Source organism: Paenibacillus caseinilyticus (assembly GCF_027533645.1).
GTDB classification, from domain to species: Bacteria; Bacillota; Bacilli; order Paenibacillales; family NBRC-103111; genus Paenibacillus_G; species Paenibacillus_G caseinilyticus.
This window is the reverse complement of the sequence record NZ_JAQAGY010000027.1, coordinates 35,975-54,359: the sequence shown is the minus strand read 5'-3', so window position 1 is coordinate 54,359 and position 18,385 is coordinate 35,975. Positions and strand designations below refer to the sequence as shown.

Here is an 18,385-nt window from a genome sequence, read left to right as displayed (position 1 = left end):
GAACCGGGGGCAGCGGCGCGCCGGCCGAGGAAAGCGATCCGCGCGAAGTCTTCGGCGGCGGTTCGTGGGACGAGCCGCCGGCAGGCGGCGCACCGCGCCGGACTCCCCGTGCGATGCAGCCGAGCGCGCCGCTGCGGGCATCCGCCACGATGGAGGATGCGCAGGAGCTTCTGCGCAAGTATTATGGCTACCCGGATTTCCGGGAGGGCCAGAAGAACGTCATTGCCAGCGTCCTCGCCGGTACCGATACCCTCGACATTATGCCGACGGGCGGCGGCAAGTCGATCTGCTACCAGGTACCGGCGATGCTCATGGAGGGGACGACGATCGTCGTCTCGCCGCTGATCTCGCTGATGAAGGACCAAGTCGACGGCCTCGATTCGATCGGCGTGCCGGCGACGTACCTGAACTCGACGCTGTCGTCCTCCGAGGTGACCAAGCGCATCCGTATGGCGGAACGCGGGGAGTACAAGCTGCTCTACGTGGCCCCCGAGCGGCTGGAGTCCGAACGCTTCCTGGAGCTGCTCTCCGGGCTCGTCGTGCCGATGATCGCAGTCGATGAAGCGCACTGCGTCTCGCAGTGGGGGCATGACTTCCGTCCGAGCTACATGCGCGTGAACGAGCTCGTGAACCACCTGCCGAACCGTCCGATTCTCGCAGCATTCACGGCAACGGCGACCGACCAGGTGCGCGAGGATATCGTGAAGCACCTGAAGCTCGAAGAGCCGCAGGTGTTCGTTACGGGCTTCGCGCGCACGAACCTCTCGCTCTCCGTCGTGAAGGGCGAGAACAAGCGCGACGTGCTCATGGGCTATATTCGCGAGCACGCGGACGAGGCGGGCATTATCTATGCGGCCACCCGCAAGGAAGTGGACCAGCTCTGCGAATATTTGCTGCGGCAGGGCGTGGCGGCGGGCAAGTACCATGCCGGGCTCACGGATACCGAGCGGGCCGACATGCAGGAGAAATTCCTGTACGACGAAGTCCGCGTCATGGTGGCGAGCAACGCCTTCGGGATGGGGATCGACAAGTCGAACGTGCGGTACGTTATCCATTACAACATGCCGAAGAACATGGAAGCCTACTACCAGGAGGCAGGGCGTGCCGGACGGGACGGGGAGCCGAGCGATTGTACGCTCTTGTTCTCCCCGCAGGATATCCATATCCAGAAGTTCCTCATCGAGCAGTCCGTCTCCGACCCGCAGCGCCAGGCGCAGGAGTACCGGCGGCTGCAGCAGATGGCGGATTACTGCCATACGCCGCAGTGCCTGCAGCGCTATATTGTGCGCTACTTCGGCGGGGAGATGGAGAAGGACTGCGGGCAGTGCTCCAACTGCGCGAGTCCCGACCTTGAGATGACCGACATTACGCTTGAGGCGCAGCAGATCTTCTCCTGCGTGCGGCGGATGCGCGAGCGCTTCGGCATGACGCTGGTGGCTTCGGTGCTCAAGGGATCCCGGGCGAAGAAAGTGCTCGACATGCGCTTCGACCAGCTCAGCACCTACGGGCTGATGAAGAACCGCTCGGAGAAGGACATCGTCGACCGGATCCAGCTGCTCGTGGCGGAAGGCTATCTGCAGTTCACGGAAGGCCAGTATCCCGTACTGAAGCTGACGCCGAAGGCGGGCGAGGTGCTGGCCGGAGAAGAACGCGTCGTGCAGCGGGTCCGGGTGAAGCCGGCGGCCGCGCCGGTCAAGGAAATCGAGAACGAGCTGTTCGACGAGCTGCGCCGGCTGCGATCGGAGATTGCGAAGCGGGAGGGGATCCCGCCCTACATCGTGTTCCCGGACAGCACGCTGCGCGAGATGTGCGGCGTGAAGCCGACGAACCCGGCTGCGATGCTGAAGATCAAGGGCGTCGGGGAAGCGAAGTTCTTCAAGTACGGCGCTTATTTCATCGAGTTTTTCAAAGGGCTGTCGGGGTGACGGGGAAGCAGGCTTCCCCGGTGCGGCATGCTGCTTAGAGATAGAGGAGGAACGGCGTGGCAAAGTCCAAATGGTATGTAGTGTGGGAAGGGCGGCAGCCCGGCGTGTACAAAACGTGGGCGGAGTGCCAGGCGCAGACGAGCGGCTTCCCCCAGGCCAAATTCAAAGCCTACGAGAGCGAGTCCGAGGCGAAGGCCATGCTGGCCGCCGGATGGAAGAAGGCCTTCTCCGCCGCGCAGAAGGCCGGTACGGGCGGAGGCGGAGGGGCTTCCGGCACGCGGAGCGGCGGAGCGCGCGCGGCTGCCGCGGCGGCGAACGCATCGGGAGCGGAAGCGGACCTGGACAGCCTCTCCGTCGATGTAGGCTGCAGCGGGAACCCGGGCATCGTGGAGTACAAGGGTGTGTATACCCGGACAGGCGAGGTGCTCTTCGAGCATGCGCCGATCTCCAAGGGCACGAACAATATGGGCGAATTCCTGGCGATCGTCCACGGCCTGGCTTATCTCAAGAACAAGGGAAGCGCCATGACCGTCTACAGCGATTCGATGACGGCCATCGCCTGGGTCCGCAACAAGAAGGTGGCATCGACTTTGGTGCGCGACGCTTCCACCCAAGAGATTTGGACGCTGGTCGACCGTGCCGAGGAATGGATCCGCCGCCATACGTGGCCTAACAAAATCCTGAAGTGGAATACGAAGGCGTGGGGCGAAATCAAGGCGGATTACGGTCGAAAATAGGCCTATACCCCTATAGGACCTCAGCGAACCAAACGGGACTGTAAAATATTTCACACTATGCATACGACAAAGTTCGACATTATTCTTGGTTCCTCTATGGTATGATCGGTTTATACATATCACATGGGAGCTATGACTTTGAATCCGTATCTGGGCACTTGGATTCAAACGAGCTAGTAGTGCAACCGACCATCTTCCCCTGCCCGGGGAAGGTGGTTTTTCTATATCTGTCCTTCGTCCCTTTCCCTACCGATAAACCACACATCCAGGAGGAATATGATGAATACGTTGAAGCTGGAAGAACTCATCCGACAGCTGGGCATCAGTAAGGAACGGTTCCTTCTCTGGTGCGAGGAGAATGCCATCGAGCATGGCATGGCCGGCGAACAGAGCGATCAGGCGGACGAGTAGCCGCAGAAGCGGTCATCCGTTCCATAAGATAAGTGTACACAAGAAAAGGCAGCCGCTCCTGAACTGCACCTCCATATTGTTAGATAATGTCTAACAATTGGGGTGCAGTTCATCCTTGCAGGCTGCCTTTCTTGATAGATAAGAATGGATATCTCGCCAGGACTCGATCCTGTAATCTTATATATCTTAGTATCGACAGACGGTGCTCCCGAAGGCCGCTGCCGTCGGCCCGTCGGGTTACCTCTGTCAGGGGAAGGCTCTATCCACGCTCTTTATACCGGGCGCTCGATCTCGAACAAAGGGCCGAGCGAGCTGTAGAAATTCCCCGCCATCCGGGCGACCGGCCGGAGCTTCTCGGGAGGAATGGAACCTCCGTCATAGAGCTCCTCGTCGATATGAAAGCGGACCACGCGCCCGATCAGCAGATCGCAAGCTGGCGCGTCCGGTGTCCCCCCAAGCTCGATCGCCTGCTCCAGAAGGCACTCCATCCGGATGCGCGCTTCCTGAAGTCCGGGAACCGGGATGCAGTCGCTGGGGATAGGCGTCAATCCCGCACGCGCCACTTTGCTCTCCTCTGGAGGCAGGGCGGCAGCGGTTGCATTCGCCTTGGCGACCAAGGCTTCATCCGTGATATGGATGACCAGCGAGCCGGTGTCGACGGCATTCCTGGCTGTATCCTTGCGGACGCCGCTCTTGCGCTGGACCGAGACGGACAGCATCGGAGGCTGGCTTGCCACGATCGAGAAGTAGGAGAAGGGGGCCGCATTCAGCACCCCCTCCTTCGACAGCGTGGTCACCAGCGCGACGGGGCGCGGGATGACGCTGCCGATGAGCAGTTTGTAATTCTCGCGGTCGGTCTGGCCGGCCGGATCGATAGAGATCATAGGGTGCCTCCGCTGAAGTTCGTCTGGAACCAGGCGGCGGCCGCGGCGGCTTCCGAAGCGGTCAGCTGGTGGCCATGCGTTTCCCAGTGCAGCGTGACTTCGGCACCGGCGCCGGTGAGCAGCGCCGTCAGCTCTTCGGTCTCCTGCGGCGAGCAGATGGGATCGTTCTTCCCGGCGCCGATGAAGACCGGCAGGCCGGAGGCGTCCGGCAGCTCGATCCCCCGGCGGGGCACCATCGGATGGTGGAGGACCGCGCCCCGGAAGGCACGGGCGTAGTGGAAGAGCAGGGAGCCGATGATATTGGCTCCGTTCGAATAGCCGACCGCGACCAGGCTGCCGCGGTCGAAGCCGTACTGGCCTGCCGCCTCCTCCAGGAAGTCGTACACTTCCTTCGTACGGAAGATGAGGTCCTCTTCGTCGAAGACGCCCTCCGCCAGACGGCGGAAGAAGCGGGGCATCCCGTTCTCCAGTACATTGCCTCTAAGGCTCAGGACGGCGGAACCGGGCGCGATACGCGCCGCGAGTCCGAGCAGGTCGTGCTCCGTTCCGCCGGTGCCGTGGAAGAGCACCAGGGTCGGCGCTTCCAGGTTGCTGCCTTGCTCATAGATATGTTTCATGACTTCGATCCCTCCAATACGCGTACTTCGATAGGAAGCAGGTTCGCTTCGATTTGGGCCCGGTGCGGTTCGAACCACTCGGGCAGCATGACTTTCTCGCCCAGGGCTTCGGGCGCTTCGTCTTTGGCGAAGCCTGGAGGATCGGTGGCAATCTCGAAGAGGATGCCGCCCGCCTCGCGGAAGTAGAGCGCATTGAAGTATTGGCGGTCGACGACCGGCGTCGGCTGGTAGCCGTAGTGCTGGACCTCGGTGCGCCACGCTTCGTGCTGCTCGAAGTCTGCGGCCCGCCAGGCGATGTGGTGCACGGTCCCCGCGCCGTCGCTGCCGCGCTCCATCGCGGCAAGCGGCACGTCGATCACGCTGCCGATGCCGCCTGCGGAGCGGAAGCGGGCATAGTCTGCATCCTCGCCGGCTTGGGCGAAGCCGAGCAGATGCTCAAGGGCATGCGCGGTACGCTCCGGTTTCGTGCTGAACAGCACGGCACCGGCGAAGCCTTTGATCGCATGCTCTGCGGGCACGCCGCCGAACGACCACTGGCTGTCTGCGCCTTCTTCTCTTTCGACGAGCTCGAGGCGCAGTCCTTCATTGTCAGTGAACTGCAGATACGTCTCGGAGAAGCGCGTCACTTGAACGGTCTCGATGCCGAAGCCGGCGAGGCGCTGCTCCCAGAAGGAGAGGGATCCTGTCGGTACGGCATACGAAGTGATTCCCACCTGCCCGCCCCCGATCCGCCCTTTGCGCGAGCCCGGCCAAGGGAAGAAGGTGATGATCGTGCCGGGGCTTCCGGCTTCGTTGCCGAAGTACAGGTGGTATACTTCCGGAGCGTCGAAGTTGATGGTTTTTTTGACGAGCCGGAGGCCGAGGATGCCGGCGTAGAAGTCAACGTTGGCTTGCGGGTCTCTGGCGAAAGCGGTGATATGGTGAATGCCTTGGGTCTTCATGGACATGGGAAGTCCTCCTTCAGGTGATTGGATTGACGTTCGTTCATCGCTTTGCGGTATATCCTGCCGATACTCCTTACCCCGGAATGCGGGCGTCATTCGTTACGGTTCCCTATTCGATCCAGGGCATTCGATCCAGTGCATTCGATTCGAGGCATATCCGATGGGCTTATTTCAATAAGGCATCGAGCGACAGGGCGCCTGCACCGGTCAAGGCGACGCCGGCCACGACAGCAATCAGAACAAGCGGATACTCGTAGCCGTTCGCGGTGGACCAGATGCCGTTCGCCGCGTGAACCTTGACGATCGCCCCCAGCATGGTGGCCGCGAGCAGCACGGCCGCGAGAGGTGTCAGCAGGCCGAGCAGGAAGAGCGCGCCTCCGGCCAGTTCCATGAGTCCGGCTGCGACAGCCATCAGCACGCCGGGTTTGATGCCGACCGATTCCATCCAGCCGCCGGTGCCTTTGGGGCCGTAGCCGCCGAACCAGCCGAACAATTTCTGGGAGCCGTGCCCGATGAACAGAAGACCTACCACGACACGAACCAGAACCAAACCTACCGCTGAGAGAGTTACCATTTGACATCATCCTCCATTATTTGTTTGAGTTCAATAATCTTTAATTCAAGGTATAGGTTAAAATGAAAGCCGTGCACCGGCTAGCGGTCCTCGGCTCCTTTCCCGAGCTTCTTGAGCAGTGCTACCGCCGATTCCTTCTCTTCGAGCGTCAGCCCGTGCATCAAGCTGTGAATCGTCTCGGCATGGTCCGGAAAAATCCGGTCGAAGAGCTCGCTGCCTGCAGCCGTCATCTCCGCATAGACGACCCTGCGGTCATCCTTGCAAGGAACACGCTTCAGCAGGGCTTTCTTCTCCAGCTTGTCGATATTGTAAGTAATCGTGCCGGAGGTGATCAGAATCTTCTCCCCGATCTGCTGCAGAGGAATTCTGCCCTTGGTATAGAGCACTTCCAGGATGGTGAATTCGGAAGGGGAAAGATCGTACTGCTTCATATCTTTCACGGCCCGGTCCATGATCGTCTTGTAGGCCTTGGACAGCACCACGAGCAGCTTCAGGGAGGCGGAACGCGCTTCGTCGACCGAGTGTGGCATGGGGGTCAACCTCCTTTCGTTGTTTTATCACGACTTGAAGTATCTTGAATTAAAGATACATCATTCTCCTTGCCATGTCAAGAGGTTAAGCGGGATAGATTACAGCGCCCCTGCCGTAGCCTCTCCCAAGAGAGGTACGGCACGCAGGCCGGTAAGCGTCATATGCTTATCGTGAGCTCCCGTAAGGCAGTTTATACAGGGGAATTCACCGGGTTGTACAGGTGGACGATCTCCTGCGCCTTCCGCCTCAGGGTCTCCGCTGCCGAGAGGGGCTCGAGCACCCGGACGTCCGTGCCGAAGCTCATCAGCTGGCCGTAGAGCCATGGTTCGTCGGGGCGTATCGCCCTGACCAGGAGCGAACCGTCCGTGAGCCTCTCCACTTCGTCCTCTGGAAAGGCATCCTTTACCTTGGCTTTCGCCCGGGGATGGAACTGCAGCAGGAGCTTGAGCAGAGGTCTTTCGGCGCTGTTGTCTCTGTGCCAGCCGAGGCGCACCTCTTCGAACGCTTCCGCCCGCCGCTCGAAGGTTCCCCCGGGCAGGGTGAGGGAGGCAATGCGGGAGAGGCGGAAGACCCGGCAGGCTTGACGCAGCCGACAATAGCCGTATAGATACCAGATATAGCCTTTGAGCACGACGCCTATGGGTTCGCAGAGCCGCAAGGAGTCTTCTCCCTGGGAATTCGTATACCCGAAAGAGACGAGTTGACGGGCTCGGATTGCCTGTCTCAGCAAGTTGAGCTTGGCCTTCTCCTCCTGTCCCCCTTGCCACGGATTGAAATCGACAATAATCTCCCGGCTCAGGTCGGGGGCTGTACTGGAGGAAGAGCGGGCGACCAATGAGCCTACTTTATCGAGCAGCGATCCGATGTCGATATCGGGATCCGAGAGGGAAGATTGGATCCCGCGCAGAGCCACGATAATGGACTGCAGCTCTTCGAGGGACAAGTATTGGCGTTCGATGCGGTAGGTTTCCATAATTTCGTACCCTCCGGACGCCCCGGCATAAGAGGCGACGGGGATGCCCGCGGCGTTAATCGCTTCAAGATCGCGGTAGATGGTGCGAAGCGATACCTCGAACCGCTCCGACAGCTCCTTGGCGCTGACTCTTCTGCGGTTGAGCAGCAGCATCGTAATGGCGAGCAGACGATCCAGCTTCAGATGACACCCCTCCTTGATGTACCCTTTTCTTCCACGATACCAAAAATTCCCTTGCCCGCCTACCCGTGATGGGAGAAAACCCCCTGGTCTATCCGCCGGGACTCCCATTCTTCGTGAAAAAGAGCCCGGAAGGGCGCGAAGCGCCGGACCGAGCTCAGTGTCATCTGTGGTGCCGTGTAACCCAAGGTGTGCGCAAGCTTAAGCGGCCCAGTATGCCGCTTCCAGCAGCAGGCGACATTAGAACGCCCAGTTGCCGCCGCGGAAGAGGGGAACCCGGGATCCGTCCTCGGCGATGCCGTCGATGTCCATCTCGGCGGAGCCGATCATGAAGTCGACATGCGTGATGCTCGTATTGAGACCGCGCGCCTTCAGCTCCTCCTGCGACAAGCCCTTGCCCCCTTGCAGGTTGAAGGCATAGGCGCTGCCGATCGCCAGATGGTTGGAGGCATTCTCGTCGAACAGCGTATTGTAGAAGAGCAGGTTCGTCTGCGAGATCGGGGACTGATGCGGCACCAGGGCCACTTCGCCCAGATAGCGTGCGCCTTCGTCCATATCGATCAGGGTACGCAGCGTATCCTCCCCCTGCTCGGCGGAGACGTCAATGATCTTCCCGTTCTCGAACGTAAGCTTGAAGTTGTCGATGAGATTGCCCCCATAGCTGAGCGGCTTCGTGCTGGACACGGTGCCGTTCACCCCATCCCAGCGGGGGGCCGTGAAGACTTCTTCGGTCGGCATGTTCGCGAGGAACGAGATGCCCTGCTCGTTGGTGCTGTCCGCGGCCACCCACAGGTGCCCTTCCGGCAGCTCGATCGTAAGGTCGGTTCCCGGAGCCGTATAATGCAGCTTCTTGAACCTGCGGCTGTTGAGGTAGTCGGACTTGGCGTTCAGGGTAGAGATATGCTCGTTCCAGGCGGCTACCGGGTCTTCTTGGTCGACGCGTACGGTCTTGAAGATCGCATCCCAAAGCTTAGCTACCTGCTCCTCTTCGGGGAGATCCGGGAACACCTTGGCAGCCCAAGCCTTGGAAGGCGCCGCGGCCACGCACCAGCTGAATTTGTCGGACTGCATGTACTGCCGGTATTGATGCATCGCTTTGCCGTACGTCTTCTGGTGATTCATAATCCGTGCCTGCGCCACGCCCTTCAGCAGGTCGGGGTCGGAGGAGGTGATGGCGATGACCGCTGCGCCCTGCTCGGCGAGTTCGAGCATCTCGCCGGCATACCACTTCGGCTCTTCGAGGAAGGATTCTTCAGGGGCCAGATCGTACCGCAGGCGGGAGATCGTATCGTCGGCCCAGTTCACCTTCACCAGGTAAGCGCCTTCTTCATAGGCATGCTTTGCGATCAGACGGATCAGATCCGCCGCATCGATGGAACCGTTGATGACAAGCTTCTGCCCTTTCTGGATCTTGACGCCGGTCTTGACGAGGAGTTCGGCATAACGGTTCAACAGCGCTTGGAATTCGGACATGGTTATTCCTCCATTTAGGATGAGTTAATTAGGGATATGTACGGTCTTGGTGTCGCCGGTGATGCTCTTCTATTGTACAACATTCCATCCGCAAAACGAAAAAAAGGGAAGCCCGGGGAGTACCCGGGCTTCCGGCAGTAAACGAGTTATTCGCCGAGTCCCATCCACTTCAGCGCGCCTGCCGAGTAGAGCAGGATCGCTACGACGAGGATTGGAGCCACGAAGCGCAGTACGAACATCCAAAGACGCAGCCAGAGCGGCGTCAAGCCGGCTTCTTCCATGGCGGCAGACCACTTGTATCCGGCGAACAGCGTCACGACAAGACCGCCTACCGGCAGCAGAATGTTCGAGGCCAGGAAGTCTACCGTGTCGAAGAAGCCCTTGCCGTCGTAGATCTTGATGTCGCTGAGTACGCCGCTGACGGAGAGGGCGGAAGGAATCCCGAGCACGAAGGCAGCAATGCCGACCAGGACGGTTGCTTTGTTGCGGGTCCAGTTCCACTTGTCCATGGCATAAGCAACCGGCACTTCCAGGATGGAAACGGACGATGTCAGCGCCGCAATCGCCAGCAGGATGAAGAACAGGCCTCCAAAGAAGGCGCCTAGCGGCATGGCGGCGAAGGCCGCGGGCAGCGCCATGAAGACGAGTCCGGCCCCTTGGGAAGGCTCGATCCCGAAGGAGAACGACGTCGGGAAGATAATCAGGCCGGCCACCAGCGCGTACAAGAGATCTCCCGCGCCTACGGCGAGGGTAGCCGCGCCCAAGGATTGGCGCTTGTCGATATAGCTGCCGTAAGTGATCATGATGCCCATCCCGAGGGAGAGCGAGAAGAAGGCGTGTCCGAGCGCTACAAGCGCGGATTCGGCCGTCAGCTTGGAGAAATCCGGTTTCAGGAAGAATTCGACACCCTGCATGGCCCCCGGGAGCGTAAGCGAGCGGATCATGAGAATGATCAGGAGAATCAGCAACCCTGGAATCAGGATCTTGTTGAATTTCTCGATCCCGCCGGAGATGCCGCGGGCGACGATCCAGATGTTGAGCGCAATAACGACGAGCTGCCAGAAGACCGGCCAGACGCCGCCGGCGAAGTCAAGGAACTGCTTCGTATAGTCGGCGCTCTCAAACAAAGAGCCGCTGAATGACATTGCCGCATAATGCAGCGTCCACCCGGCAACAACCGAGTAGAAAGTCATGATCAGGAAAGCTGCAATGACCGACAGGAAGCCGAGTGCCCCCCAGCGCCTGGAGCCCGACAGGTTGACGAAGGAGGTATAGGCATTGCCCCGTCCTCCGCGGCCGATGGACAATTCGGCGAGAAGCACCGGCAGTCCGACAGCGAGCAGGCAGATCGTGAAGAGGAGGAAGAAAGCCGCTCCGCCGTATTTCCCGGTGATGTAAGGGAACTTCCACATGTTCCCAAGCCCCACGGCGCTTCCGATGGCCGTGAGGATGAACCCGGATGTACTGAACTTCTCGGTAAGAGAACGTTCGCTTGGATCAAGTTTTTGTTGTGCCATTAGGTTCATAACCCTCCGCTTTCTGTCAATATCATACAAGTATTTTATGTGTATGTTATATGAAAACCCTTGATGTTGTCCATGTATTTAATTGGAAAAGGAAGTCGAATTTGCACGAAACTTATTATCCAATGACAAATAAATTACCGCATCCGTAACATGTATGGTCAGCCATGGCGTGCTCTCTCTTCTTTTCCTATAATACCCTAACGTTTCCTGGCTGAGTCAGCCGCCCAAAAGAAGGAATCAGCGGGGGGAACAGCGAACCAATACAAAAACAAACGAATCGCTTCGCGAGACCGACTCGGGAGGACAGCATGAGCAACCAGACAGGAAGAGAACCGTGGGAAATCGAACGCAGCAGCCTGCTGCAGCGTATCCGTGAGCTCGAGCGGCGGGAGCGGGAACTCCTGCAGCGGCTGGAGACGCAGGAGAAGCTGAGCGGCAAAATTCTGGATGCCCTCCCGATGGATATCTTCATGGAAGATGCGGAGGGCCGCACGATCTATGCCAACCAGGCTACATACAAACGCAACGCCCTGACCGAAGAGGAACTTGTCGGCCGGACACTGTACGATTTTTTTCCATTTGAGGTGGCGGACCGGTTCCGGCAGGAGAATCTGGAGGTATGGCGGACCGGTGAGCTGCTCACCAGTGAAGGCACGTCCCTCGTCGGAGGCAGCGAGGTCTATCTCTACACGGGCAAGACGCTGATCTGTCCGGATGAGCAGAAGGGCGGGAAGGTGCTGCTCGGCTTTGCCCTCGATATTACGGACCGGGTGCTCGCGGAGAAGTCGCTGCGGGAGAGCGAAGAGCTGTTCCGCAAGCTGGTGGACCAGGCGGCCGACTCCTTCTTCCTGACCGACGGCAGCGGAAGGTTCATCGATGTGAACCGGCAGGCCTGCGACTCGCTCGGGTATTCGGAGGAAGAGCTGCTGTCGATGCAGGCGGAGCAGATCTCCTCCCTGCCGGCGTCAGAGTTCCTGCGGCTGCACCAGCGGGTTATAGCCGAAGGAACGCTTCATTATGAAGATGAATTGGTGCGCAAGGACGGTTCCAGGCTTCCCATGGACATTCAGCTGGGTGTGGTCGATGTGGGCGACAGCCGGCTGGTCCTGGCTCTCTGCCGCGATATGACGGAGCGCCGGCGGGCAGCCGAGAAGATCGAGCACATGGCGTACCACGATGCGCTGACCGGGCTGCCGAACCGCTGGTACGTCCACAAGCGGGTGACCGAATGCATCGCCAAGGGGCGAGGCGGGGAGCCGCTGGCGGTAGTGATGTTCGATCTTGACCACTTCAAGGTCATCAACGACTCGCTGGGCCATGAGGCCGGGGACCGGCTGCTGCAGCAGGTAGCGGAGCGCTTGCGGCAGGGACTCCCCTTCGCCGATACGATCGCGAGGCTCGGCGGGGATGAGTTCCTGCTCCTGGTGCCGGGGGTGCATGGGGCGCAGGAGGCGCTTGCCGCAGGCAGGCTGATCACGGAGCTGCTCAAGGAGCCGTTCACGCTCGACGGGCAGAAGATGAGCATGACAGCAAGCGTAGGCATCTCGCTGTATCCCCGGGATGGAGGGAGTATCGACACGCTGGTGCGCAATGCGGACATCGCGATGTACCGCTCGAAGGAGCTCGGGAGGAACGCCTGCCAGCTGTTCACCCCGTCGATGAAGGATTCGGCGAAGGAGCGCCTGCAGATGGAAGTGCTCCTGCGTCAGGCCCTGGAGCAGGAGGAGCTCGTGCTGCATTATCAGCCGAAGCTCGATCTGGCAACGGGCCGTATCTACGGAGCCGAGGCGCTGGTGCGCTGGAACAGCCGGGAGCAGGGGCTCGTCTACCCGGGAGCCTTCATCGGCATTGCCGAGGAGACGGGGCTCATCGTGCCGATGGGCGAGTGGATCGTCCGGGAAGCGTGCCGGCAGTGCAGGGCGTGGCTGGATGCGGGACTCGGCCCGCTCGCCGTCAGCGTGAACCTGTCTCCCCGCCAGTTCCACAAGGCGGACCTGGAGAAGGTGATCGCGCAGGTGCTCCGCGACACGGGGCTACCCCCGGAGGCGCTGGAGCTGGAGCTGACCGAGAGCACCGTCATGGAGAACCCGGGAGAGGCCGCGCGGACGCTCCAGCATCTGAAGGAGCTCGGCATCTGTATCTCCATCGACGATTTCGGCACGGGCTTCTCGTCGCTGAGCTATCTCACCCGCTTCCCCATTGATACGCTGAAGATCGACAAGTCCTTCATTTCGCGGCTGGAGGAGGAGCAGGCGAACGGCGCTATTGCGGCCGGCATCGTGTCGTTGGCGCACACCCTGAACCTTAAGGTGGTGGCCGAAGGCGTGGAGACGGGGCGGCAGCTCGAGTTCCTCGCGGCGAAGGGGTGCGACGCGGTGCAGGGCTTCTATGTCAGCCGGGCACTCGAGCCCGGGGCGTTGGCTGCTTTCCTGCAGGCGCACGGAGGCCGGGAGTAAGCTGTACTTGCAGCATAGGGCCTGCCGCATAACCGCTGGCCACAGGATTAGCGTTCTGCTTCTATAGGCGGCATTTTTGGTTGCTTTTCCAGACATTTCCGTTTATGCTGGGTAAGGAATAATTTCATATTGTGATGCACGGGAGCTTGGGAGACCGCCAGGCTGAGAGGAAGGCCGCTGCCTTCGACCGTTAGACCTGAACTGGATAATGCCAGCGGAGGAACGAGACCCCACACCAACAGCGTGCAGCGATGCAGCGGCCCGGATGTCTATGGACACCGGCGCCCTGTGTGCTATGCTGCGCTTTCAACCGTGGACCGCTTGCGATACATCGAGCGGTCCTTTTTGTCGTGCTTGTCCCCCATGATTATCCACTTCGGGGCCGGAAGCGGTGCGGGTATACCGCGCGTCCAAGAGCCTAGGGGAGGTTACAGGAAAGATGACGAACGAACAGAAGAATGCAGGAAACGGAACCGGTATGGGAATGGAAGAGAGGGCCGGGGCGAAGATCGCCGGGGCATTCCCGGGCAGCCGCAAGGTCCATGTGGAGGGGACGCGTCCCGACCTGCGCGTGGCGATGCGCGAGATCGAGCTCAGTCCGTCCACCGGCAGGTACGGGGAAGAGCCGAATGCTCCCGTGCGGGTGTACGACACGAGCGGACCGTACACGGATGCCGAGGCTGTCACCGATATCCGGCAGGGGCTGCAGCCGGGGCGGCTATCTTGGATTCTGGACCGGGGCGATGTGGAAGCATATCCCGGGCGGGAGATCAAGCCGGAGGACAACGGATACTTGGATGCGGAGTCGGTCAAGGAGGAGCTGCTCTTCCCGGGATTGAAGCGCCAACCGCTGCGGGCCCAATCGGGGGCCAATGTGACCCAGCTGCATTATGCCCGCAAGGGGATCATCACGCCGGAGATGGAGTACATTGCAATCCGGGAGAATGTCGAGCCGGAGTTCGTGCGCAGCGAGGTGGCACTCGGCCGGGCGATTATCCCGTCGAATATCAACCACCCGGAGAGCGAGCCGATGATCATCGGGCGCAACTTCCTTGTGAAGGTGAATGCGAATATCGGCAACTCGGCCGTCGCTTCCTCGATCGACGAGGAAGTGGAGAAGATGACATGGGCGATCCGCTGGGGCGCCGACAATATCATGGACCTGTCGACGGGCAAGAACATCCATATGACCCGCGAGTGGATCATCCGCAACTCGCCGGTGCCGGTCGGTACGGTGCCGATCTACCAGGCGCTGGAGAAGGTGAACGGCAAGGCGGAAGACCTCACGTGGGAAGTATACCGCGATACGCTGATCGAGCAGGCGGAGCAGGGCGTCGACTATTTCACGATCCATGCGGGCGTGCTGCTCCGCTACATTCCAATGACAGCGAAGCGGGTGACGGGCATCGTCTCCCGGGGCGGGTCGATCATGGCGGCATGGTGTCTAGCGCATCATAAGGAGAACTTCCTCTATACGCATTTTGACGAGATCTGCGAGATCATGAAGACGTACGACGTGGCATTCTCCCTCGGGGACGGCCTGCGTCCGGGCTCGATTGCCGATGCCAACGACGAGGCCCAGTTCGCGGAGCTCGATACGCTCGGCGAGCTGACCCACCGCGCCTGGAAGCACGATGTGCAGGTCATGATCGAAGGGCCGGGACACGTGCCGATGCATCTCATCAAAGAGAACGTCGACCGCCAGCTCGAAGTGTGCGACGAAGCGCCGTTCTACACGCTCGGGCCGCTGACGACGGACATCGCGCCGGGCTACGACCATATCACCTCGGCGATCGGGGCGGCGATGATCGGCTGGTTCGGCACGGCGATGCTCTGCTACGTGACGCCGAAGGAGCATCTCGGCCTGCCGAACAAGAACGACGTCCGCGAAGGCGTCATCGCCTACAAGATCGCTGCCCATGCGGCCGATCTGGCGAAGGGGCACCCGGGCGCGCAGGAGCGCGACAATGCGCTGTCGAAGGCCCGCTTCGAGTTCCGCTGGCGCGACCAGTTCCATCTTGCCCTCGATCCCGAGCGGGCGATGGAGTATCACGACGAGACGCTGCCGGCCGAAGGGGCGAAGACGGCACACTTCTGCTCGATGTGCGGGCCGAAGTTCTGCTCGATGCGCATCACGCAGGACATCCGCGAGTATGCGCGCGAGCATGGCCTGGAGGAAGAGGAAGCGCTGCACGCAGGAATGGAGGAGAAGTCGAAGGAATATGCGCAGACCGGCAGCGGCGTGTATAGGTAATCGGGTCTAATGGTGATCGGAGTCTAATAGCACTAAAGGAAGGAAGATGACGGAACTCACGGTTCCTCATTGCGCTTAGGCGTCCTCTGAAGAGAGGCGGGCCCGGGGCAATGGGGGGCGGAGTTCCGTTTTTTTGTTAGCAGCGGGCTGGGAAAGGGCGGTTTTATACTTTTTTTAGAATTGGTTTAGAAGGAGGTAAGAGTCGGGGGTTATTCTGATCACAAGAAGGAAACCTGAGGCGCACGAAGCGCAGCACCTAAGAGAGGGCCCGCAGCAAGGGGGCGGAGAGCGGCAGGAGGACTTCACAATCCGAACTTACCGAATGGAGGAAATTCAAATGAAGATGAGCAAACAGGTATGGAAAGCAGCAGTACCCTTGGCGGTGGGGGGCGTGCTCCTGGCGACCAGCGGCATGTCGGCGATGGCGGGGACATCGGGCTATGAGGCGTACAAAGCGGCTCTCAAGCAGCAGCATACAGTGCAGAGCGTAACGGCCGATGTGCAGGTGACCCTCACCGATAACGGCAAGCCGGTATGGAAAGCGGCGCCGCTCGTCAAGATCGACCGCGAGGGAGGGCAGGCCAGCGGGGAAGTGGGGATCGAGAGCGGGTCGAAGTCGGAGCGGGTCGCCTTCTTCACCCAGCCGGGCGGAGGAGTGGTGCTTAAGCATGCCGCCGATGATACGTATTACGCGGTCGGGGATCATGGCGATGAGAAGAAGCACAGCCACAGCTGGAAGACGGAGGAAGGGGAAGGGCCGGATGCCGGAGAGCTGGAGGGCCTCGTCGATGCGCTGGCCGGCAGCCTCAAGCAGCAGATGACGCTGGAGGCGCAGCCGGACGGAAGCCAGCGGGTGGAGCTGCAGCTGTCGGCGGCACAGATCCCGCCTGCGGTGCAGGCGCTCGGATCGCTGGCGGTGAAGCATGCGTCAGACCCGGAGCATAGACACCCGTCGTCCCAGGAGGGGGAGGGGTTGCCGCCGTGGATGAAAGACGGCGAAGCGCTGCAGCTCCCGCGGTTGACCCGGGACATCCGGATCGAATCATTCCATCTCACGGCGGACATTGCGCCGGACGGTACGCTGAAGGGGCAGGTCCTGGAGCTGGCAGCTGACGGTAAGGATGCGGAGGGCGTGGAGCATGACCTGGCCTTATCCGCTCAGTTGAAGCTGTCCGGGCAGAATGCCACGACGGCGGATACGGTGGACCTTACCGGCAAGCCGGTCGTCACGCTGCATAAGGAAGAGGAGCACCGGTAGAACAGAGTGACGGCGGCCTTGGCCGCAAGGCCTGTCGACCCGGGGAAGCGAGCTGCCTGCATGCCGTTCGCTTCCCCGGCGATGGCCGGCAGAACGAACGGCATGAGCAGGAGAGCAGTAAGGAGGCGTATTAATGATGAGGGAAGAACCGGTGCTGAAGGTAAGCGGACTGACGAAGACATACCGGAATGGAAGGGGCCTCCATGAGGTGAATCTGGAGATACACCGGGGAGAGATCTACGGCCTGTTCGGCCCGAACGGAGCGGGGAAGACGACGCTGCTCAAGCTCATTACCGGCTTGATCCCGGCCGCCGGGGGGGAGATCCGCTGGTTCGGGCACAGCCTCACGGCGTCTTATGAGAAGGCGATGGAGCGGGTCGGCTGCGTGATCGAGGCGGGGAGTACCTACGGGTACATGACAGCCCGCAGCCAGCTGGAGCAGGTGCGGCGCCACTACCCGGGGATTCCGGCCGCCCGTACCGAGGAGGTGCTGGAGCTGACGGGGCTTGGGCCCTATGCCCGGGAGAAGACCAAGGGCTTCTCGCTCGGGATGAAGCAGCGGCTGGCCTTGGCCGCCGCGCTGCTGCCTGCCCCGGCCTGTATTGTGATGGACGAACCGACCAACGGGCTCGATCTGGACGGCATCTTGGATATCCGCGGGCTGATTGGGCGGCTGGCTGCGGACGAAGGGGTGACCTTCCTGATCGCCTCCCATCACATCGGGGAGATGGAGCAGGTCTGCAGCCGGGCTGGCGTGATCCGGGGCGGCACTCTCGTACTCGAGGGCCGCGTCCCCGATCTGCTGCAGGCTTATGGTACGCTGGAGGCCATGTATGTTATTGCGGCCGGCCGGCAGAGGGAGGGAGCCTGAGATGCGGCGCTTCGCTGCAAGTCTGCACAATGAGCTCGCCAAACTGGCGGCTCAGCCGAGAACCCGCGGCTTCCTCCTGGCTGCGCTCCTGCTGCCGCTCGGCTTCATGCTGCTGTCGGCCCGCCTGAGCAGCGGCACGGGCCTGGCCTCGCTCCTGGGCGGCGATCCTTATCTTACGCTGCTCGGCGGATACACGGCCGTCGTCCTGCCGCTCTTCCTCTGCCTCACGGCCGCCGAGCAGTTCGCCGGCGAAGGCGAAGCGGGCACGATCCGGCTCTCGCTGGTCCGCCCGGTATCGCGGGGCAAGATCTATGGCGCCAAGGTGCTGGCCGCCGCGCTCTATACCGGCCTGCAGCTGCTGCTCGTGGCGGCGGTCTGCCTGCTCTGCGGCTGGCTGCTTCCCGGAAGCTCCCCTGCCGGCGCGCTGGGTGCCGCCCCTGCCGCCAAGGCCGCGCTGGCCGCATGGGCGGCTATGCTGACCGTTGGCGTCGTCTATGCGGCACTTGCGCAGCTCGCCGGCCGTACCGCGACGGCCATTGCGCTGTGCCTGCTGGTGTACGGCGGCGCCAAGCTGCTCCCGCTCCTGCTGCCGGAGCTGTCGGTCTGGTCCCTCTTCTCCTACACGGGCTGGCACACCCTCTGGCTCGGGGACGGACTGCCGGGTGCCCGGCTGTGGAATCTCTCTGCACTGCTCCTGTCGTATTGTATAATAGCTTATACAAGCGGTCTGGTTGTCTTTTCCAAAAAATCATTCTAGGAGCAGGGAGCGGA

Annotated in this window: 16 protein-coding genes and 2 riboswitches; of the genes, 8 read left to right on the top strand and 8 right to left on the bottom strand. The window is 61.1% G+C overall.

Going from position 1 to position 18,385, the window contains the following annotated elements:
* The first annotated feature begins 113 nt into the window (after window positions 1–113).
* The 3 genes from recQ (at window position 114) to O9H32_RS27890 (ending at window position 3,073) form a co-directional block, all read left to right on the top strand.
* Window positions 114–1,925 (top strand): DNA helicase RecQ, encoded by a 1,812-nt coding sequence (gene recQ / locus O9H32_RS27900; RefSeq protein ID WP_406627400.1) that lies wholly within the window; start codon window positions 114–116, stop codon window positions 1,923–1,925.
* Between the two features lie 56 nt (window positions 1,926–1,981).
* Window positions 1,982–2,662, top strand: coding sequence for a ribonuclease H (gene rnhA / locus O9H32_RS27895; RefSeq protein WP_269869391.1), 681 nt, complete (start codon window positions 1,982–1,984; stop codon window positions 2,660–2,662).
* Window positions 2,663–2,778: 116 nt separating this feature from the next.
* Window positions 2,779–2,862, top strand: a riboswitch (cyclic di-GMP riboswitch).
* 79 nt (window positions 2,863–2,941) lie between these two features.
* On the top strand, window positions 2,942–3,073 hold the full coding sequence (locus tag O9H32_RS27890) for a hypothetical protein (RefSeq protein WP_269869390.1): 132 nt from the start codon (window positions 2,942–2,944) through the stop codon (window positions 3,071–3,073).
* Window positions 3,074–3,345: 272 nt separating this feature from the next.
* Here the strand turns inward: O9H32_RS27890 and O9H32_RS27885 are convergent, their stop codons facing one another.
* The 8 genes from O9H32_RS27885 to O9H32_RS27850 all read right to left on the bottom strand — a co-directional run bounded on the left by O9H32_RS27885 (window position 3,346) and on the right by O9H32_RS27850 (window position 10,766).
* Window positions 3,346–3,957: a flavin reductase family protein gene (locus O9H32_RS27885; protein WP_269869389.1), complete on the bottom strand. Its 612-nt coding sequence runs from the start codon at window positions 3,955–3,957 to the stop codon at window positions 3,346–3,348.
* Complete coding sequence (locus O9H32_RS27880) at window positions 3,954–4,574, bottom strand: alpha/beta hydrolase (RefSeq protein ID WP_269869388.1); 621 nt, start codon at window positions 4,572–4,574, stop codon at window positions 3,954–3,956. The genes O9H32_RS27885 and O9H32_RS27880 overlap by 4 nt, the downstream gene beginning before the upstream one ends.
* Window positions 4,571–5,521: a ring-cleaving dioxygenase gene (locus O9H32_RS27875; protein WP_269869387.1), complete on the bottom strand. Its 951-nt coding sequence runs from the start codon at window positions 5,519–5,521 to the stop codon at window positions 4,571–4,573. Before O9H32_RS27875 ends, O9H32_RS27880 begins: the two co-directional genes overlap by 4 nt.
* A gap of 163 nt (window positions 5,522–5,684) precedes the next feature.
* A complete protein-coding gene (locus O9H32_RS27870; RefSeq protein ID WP_269869386.1) occupies window positions 5,685–6,092 on the bottom strand; it encodes a DoxX family protein in 408 nt (135 codons plus the stop codon).
* Between the two features lie 80 nt (window positions 6,093–6,172).
* The gene (locus O9H32_RS27865; RefSeq protein ID WP_269869385.1) at window positions 6,173–6,622 is read right to left on the bottom strand and encodes a MarR family winged helix-turn-helix transcriptional regulator; all 450 of its coding nucleotides are present in this window, start codon (window positions 6,620–6,622) and stop codon (window positions 6,173–6,175) included.
* Window positions 6,623–6,813: 191 nt separating this feature from the next.
* Window positions 6,814–7,749, bottom strand: a complete 936-nt coding sequence (locus O9H32_RS27860) for a helix-turn-helix transcriptional regulator (protein ID WP_269869384.1) — start codon at window positions 7,747–7,749, stop codon at window positions 6,814–6,816.
* Window positions 7,750–8,016: 267 nt separating this feature from the next.
* Window positions 8,017–9,249: an aminopeptidase gene (locus O9H32_RS27855; protein ID WP_269869383.1), complete on the bottom strand. Its 1,233-nt coding sequence runs from the start codon at window positions 9,247–9,249 to the stop codon at window positions 8,017–8,019.
* Between the two features lie 146 nt (window positions 9,250–9,395).
* Window positions 9,396–10,766 carry a sodium-dependent transporter gene (locus tag O9H32_RS27850; protein ID WP_269869382.1) on the bottom strand — a complete coding sequence of 457 codons (1,371 nt, stop codon included), beginning with the start codon at window positions 10,764–10,766 and terminating at the stop codon, window positions 9,396–9,398.
* A gap of 317 nt (window positions 10,767–11,083) precedes the next feature.
* Here O9H32_RS27850 and O9H32_RS27845 point away from each other — a divergent pair, with 317 nt between their 5' ends.
* From O9H32_RS27845 to O9H32_RS27825, 5 genes are all read left to right on the top strand, one after another.
* Window positions 11,084–13,231: a sensor domain-containing protein gene (locus O9H32_RS27845; RefSeq protein ID WP_269869381.1), complete on the top strand. Its 2,148-nt coding sequence runs from the start codon at window positions 11,084–11,086 to the stop codon at window positions 13,229–13,231.
* Window positions 13,232–13,359: 128 nt separating this feature from the next.
* A riboswitch (TPP riboswitch) is annotated at window positions 13,360–13,472 on the top strand.
* Between the two features lie 237 nt (window positions 13,473–13,709).
* On the top strand, window positions 13,710–15,485 hold the full coding sequence (thiC, locus tag O9H32_RS27840; protein ID WP_269869427.1) for a phosphomethylpyrimidine synthase ThiC: 1,776 nt from the start codon (window positions 13,710–13,712) through the stop codon (window positions 15,483–15,485).
* Between the two features lie 337 nt (window positions 15,486–15,822).
* Entirely contained in the window at window positions 15,823–16,743 is a 921-nt protein-coding gene (locus O9H32_RS27835; protein ID WP_269869380.1) for a hypothetical protein, read from the top strand.
* A 133-nt stretch (window positions 16,744–16,876) separates the two neighbouring features.
* Window positions 16,877–17,614: an ATP-binding cassette domain-containing protein gene (locus O9H32_RS27830; protein WP_269869379.1), complete on the top strand. Its 738-nt coding sequence runs from the start codon at window positions 16,877–16,879 to the stop codon at window positions 17,612–17,614.
* A gap of 1 nt (window position 17,615) precedes the next feature.
* A complete protein-coding gene (locus O9H32_RS27825) occupies window positions 17,616–18,371 on the top strand; it encodes an ABC transporter permease subunit (RefSeq protein ID WP_269869378.1) in 756 nt (251 codons plus the stop codon).
* The last annotated feature ends 14 nt before the right edge of the window (window positions 18,372–18,385 follow it).

Bases quoted from the DNA above. Each gene is read 5' to 3' on its own strand.
- recQ (WP_406627400.1), top strand. From the start codon at position 114: ATGCAGCCGAGCGCGCCGCTGCGGGCATCCGCCACGATGGAGGATGCG.
- O9H32_RS27890 (WP_269869390.1), top strand. From the start codon at position 2,942: ATGAATACGTTGAAGCTGGAAGAACTCATCCGACAGCTGGGCATCAGT.
- O9H32_RS27885 (WP_269869389.1), bottom strand. From the start codon at position 3,957: ATGATCTCTATCGATCCGGCCGGCCAGACCGACCGCGAGAATTACAAA.
- O9H32_RS27880 (WP_269869388.1), bottom strand. From the start codon at position 4,574: ATGAAACATATCTATGAGCAAGGCAGCAACCTGGAAGCGCCGACCCTG.
- O9H32_RS27875 (WP_269869387.1), bottom strand. From the start codon at position 5,521: ATGTCCATGAAGACCCAAGGCATTCACCATATCACCGCTTTCGCCAGA.
- O9H32_RS27870 (WP_269869386.1), bottom strand. From the start codon at position 6,092: ATGGTAACTCTCTCAGCGGTAGGTTTGGTTCTGGTTCGTGTCGTGGTA.
- O9H32_RS27865 (WP_269869385.1), bottom strand. From the start codon at position 6,622: ATGCCACACTCGGTCGACGAAGCGCGTTCCGCCTCCCTGAAGCTGCTC.
- O9H32_RS27860 (WP_269869384.1), bottom strand. From the start codon at position 7,749: ATGCTGCTGCTCAACCGCAGAAGAGTCAGCGCCAAGGAGCTGTCGGAG.
- O9H32_RS27855 (WP_269869383.1), bottom strand. From the start codon at position 9,249: ATGTCCGAATTCCAAGCGCTGTTGAACCGTTATGCCGAACTCCTCGTC.
- O9H32_RS27850 (WP_269869382.1), bottom strand. From the start codon at position 10,766: ATGGCACAACAAAAACTTGATCCAAGCGAACGTTCTCTTACCGAGAAG.
- O9H32_RS27845 (WP_269869381.1), top strand. From the start codon at position 11,084: ATGAGCAACCAGACAGGAAGAGAACCGTGGGAAATCGAACGCAGCAGC.
- thiC (WP_269869427.1), top strand. From the start codon at position 13,710: ATGGGAATGGAAGAGAGGGCCGGGGCGAAGATCGCCGGGGCATTCCCG.
- O9H32_RS27835 (WP_269869380.1), top strand. From the start codon at position 15,823: ATGAAGATGAGCAAACAGGTATGGAAAGCAGCAGTACCCTTGGCGGTG.
- O9H32_RS27830 (WP_269869379.1), top strand. From the start codon at position 16,877: ATGATGAGGGAAGAACCGGTGCTGAAGGTAAGCGGACTGACGAAGACA.
- O9H32_RS27825 (WP_269869378.1), top strand. From the start codon at position 17,616: ATGCGGCGCTTCGCTGCAAGTCTGCACAATGAGCTCGCCAAACTGGCG.